At 54.0% G+C, this 3,231-nt stretch carries 2 protein-coding genes; both read right to left on the reverse strand.

Annotated features, from left to right (window positions below):
* The coding region (locus RMO35_RS11585; protein WP_396135656.1) for a proline dehydrogenase family protein at window positions 1-548 on the reverse strand (548 nt) is incomplete at its 3' end.
* 562 nt (window positions 549-1,110) lie between these two features.
* Window positions 1,111-3,231 (reverse strand): cyanophycin synthetase (gene cphA / locus RMO35_RS11590; RefSeq protein WP_309741370.1); only part of this gene is annotated, 2,121 nt, incomplete at its 5' end.

Here is a 3,231-nt window from a genome sequence, read left to right on the forward strand (position 1 = left end):
GTGAGTTGGCTCATCAACTCTAGATAGCGATCGAGGTAATACTGGGCTTCGGTTTCGGTGACTACTGCTTCGCCTAATACATCGATCGTAAAGGTCATCGACTGGTTTCGGAGTCGCTCGATCGTTTTGAGGGTTTGCTTGACATTTTCGCCAGCGATGTACTTACGGGCAAGGGTTTCGACGGCGGTGGCGAAGGTGGTGGCGGCAAGTTGTCCGGGGATGGAGTCGGCAGCGGTGAAGTTGAGCAGTCCTTTGAGGGCTTGGGGCAATTCGACTTCGGGAACGGTCAAATATTCTTGCAGGTGGCGGGCGATTTCGGCTTTGGTGGTGAGTGCTGGCAAACAATCGATCGCGCGGAAGAGTTGTACCCTGAGACTAGGGTTGTCCATCGTCCAACTCAGGAGTTTGTCATCCCAGCGGAAGCGATCTTGGACTTTGGCAAAGATCGATCGCTTTTCGGTGGTAGCGGCGAGGAGTTGCTGGGCGATGGTTTGGGTTTTGGCTTCGTAGGTGGCGGTGTCGGGGCGGGATGGGTTGGCGATCGTCATACAATCTGTTTGGGAATGAGTTGGGTATCTCTAATTGCTGGTTGCAAGCGTGTCAGCGACCGAAATTGTTAGACGGTGCCCTCGTGTCAAGCGTTTCGGTCAACATAAAACAATCGATATATACTTGTGGGTTTCGTTTCGGCAAACAATATATACTTGTGAGTTTCGGTTTTTCTAGCGGAGGCAGAACCCGGATCTGGGGGTACCGACCCCCAGCCCCCCCGTTGAGAGGGGAAACGCCCCCTCTCAAACTCTCCGCGTAAGGTCGATCTGTGGGCTAGCTTGGTGCGGCATTCACTCCATTTGAGATTTTAGTTGGGAGTTACCAGGCTAGAATTATTTCTGGGCATAGCTTTCATTGATTTTTCAAACTCAAACTCACGTTACGAGCAAGCGTTCTATAATACTTTTCTCTCGATCGCAATCCATCTACTCTAACCCCATCCTTTCCAAAAGCTAGAGCTATGATGAAAATCCCCTCCCTGGAGGGGTGCCCGAAGGGCGGGGTGGGTAGATCTCCGCATCCCCTCCTCAAATTAGCTCTGCCACACCCAAAGATCGACTACTTGACGCTAAATTGACCGTTGCTATTAACGATCGCCGGGTCGGCAATTGGTGCGGAAACTGGTGGGGTTTCGGGCTTTGATTCGACTGAGACTGCCACTGCGGGAGTATCAGAGATCGGATTGCGGGACATAATTAGGGCGATCGCGCGACTGACATTATCGGGGAAGATAGTTACCAGGGCGTTTTCAGGGGCATTATCTAATGCCCATTCGATCGCTTCGGCTTCGTTGAGGAGAATGGAATGTGCGACTAATGGTGTGACATCTGTGGCAACTGCTTCGATCCCTTGGACGATTAATTCGGCGACTTCACCCCAGGCGCGACCGCGACTATCATCGTCTTCTTTGACGACGATCCGCTCGAAGTAGGTGGCGGAGAGCTTGCCCAGTTCGATCAGATCTTCATCGCGACGATCGCCGGGGCCGCCGACGACGCCAATTGCTGGCCCCGTCCAGTTTTTGACGAAGCTACCGACGGCTGCATAGCCAGCGGGGTTGTGCGCGTAGTCTACTAGGACGTGATAGCGTCCGAGGTTGAAGAGATTCATCCGTCCGGGTGTTTGCTGGACGGAGGCGCGGAAGCTGCGAAGTGCGGCGCGAATGTGCTCGATATTTACGCCTTGAACGAAGGCTGCCAGACTGGCGGCGAGGGCATTGGCGATCATAAATGGTGCGCGTCCGCCTAATGTGAGGGGGATTAGCTCGACTTTTTCGACCCGATGCACCCAATCCTGTTGCAGGATCGTCAGGTAGCCTGCGGTGCAGATGGCGGCAATGCCGCCGCGTCGGACGTGAGATCGGATTAGGGGGTTGTCGGCATCCATTGAGAAGTAAGCGACCTTGCCGCGCACTTGGTCGGCCATGGCGGCGACACGTTCGTCGTCGGCATTGAGGACGGCATACCCATCGGGATGGACGGCTTCGGCAACTACGCCTTTGACGCGGGCTAATTGATCGATCGTGTCGATGCCACCTAAGCCTAAATGATCGGCGGCGACGTTTAAAATTACGCCGACGTCGCAGTGTTGGAAGGCTAGTCCCGATCGCAAGATCCCGCCGCGTGCGGTCTCTAAGATGGCAATATCGACGGTCGGATCTTGGAGGATAATCTGGGCACTTTGCGGCCCGGTGGTGTCGCCTTTTTCGACTAATCGATCGCTGACGTAGATGCCATCGGTAGTTGTAAAGCCAACAGCGTTATAAACTTGACTGAAAATGTGGGCGATCAGTCGGGTGGTGGTAGTTTTGCCGTTAGTTCCGGTAATTGCCACGATCGGAATCCGATGGGGAGTACCGGGGGGAAAGAGCATACTCAGGATCGGCGCGGCGACATTGCGCCCGACGCCTTGGCTGGGGGAAATGTGCATCCGCAAGCCTGGAGCGGCATTGACTTCGACGATCGTCCCATCGGCTGCACTTAAAGTTTTAGTGATATCGGTGGTAATTACATCGATGCCCGCGATATCTAAACCGATAATCCGCGAAACGCGTTCGGCGAGCCAGACAGTTTCGGGGTGAATCTCATCGGTACGATCGATCGCAATCCCGCCCGTACTCAGGTTGGCAGTTGCCCGCAGGTAGCAAACGCGATCGACAGGTAAAATGCTATCGAGCTTGACGCCTTGATGCTGAAGCATTTCAGCGGTAGAGTCATCAAGTTCGATTTTGGTGAGCATGTTGTCATGACCATTACCGCGTCGGGGATCTTGATTTTCCCGATCGATCAGTCCCGCGATCGTGGTCTTGCCATCGCCGACTACATGGGCGGGTACGCGCTCGGCGACCGCAACAACTTTGTGATTGACGACCAAAATCCGATGGTCGCGACCTTGGTAAAAGTGCTCGACAATCACGCCGCTGGAGATTTCCCGCGCGCGATCGTAACCAGTTTCGGCGTGTTCCCAGTCTTGAATATCGATCGTAATCCCTCGCCCGTGATTGCCATTGAGGGGCTTAATCACGATCGGATAACCACCCAAACTATCGATCGCGGCTGCTAGTTCGTTAAAAGAATAAATCGTCATTCCCAGCGGCACCGGGACGCCCATACTCGCCAAGATTTTTTTAGTTTTCTCTTTATCACAGGCGAGTTCGACCCCGATAATATTGCTGTTGGA

The organism is Chamaesiphon sp. OTE_20_metabat_361, from assembly GCF_031364565.1.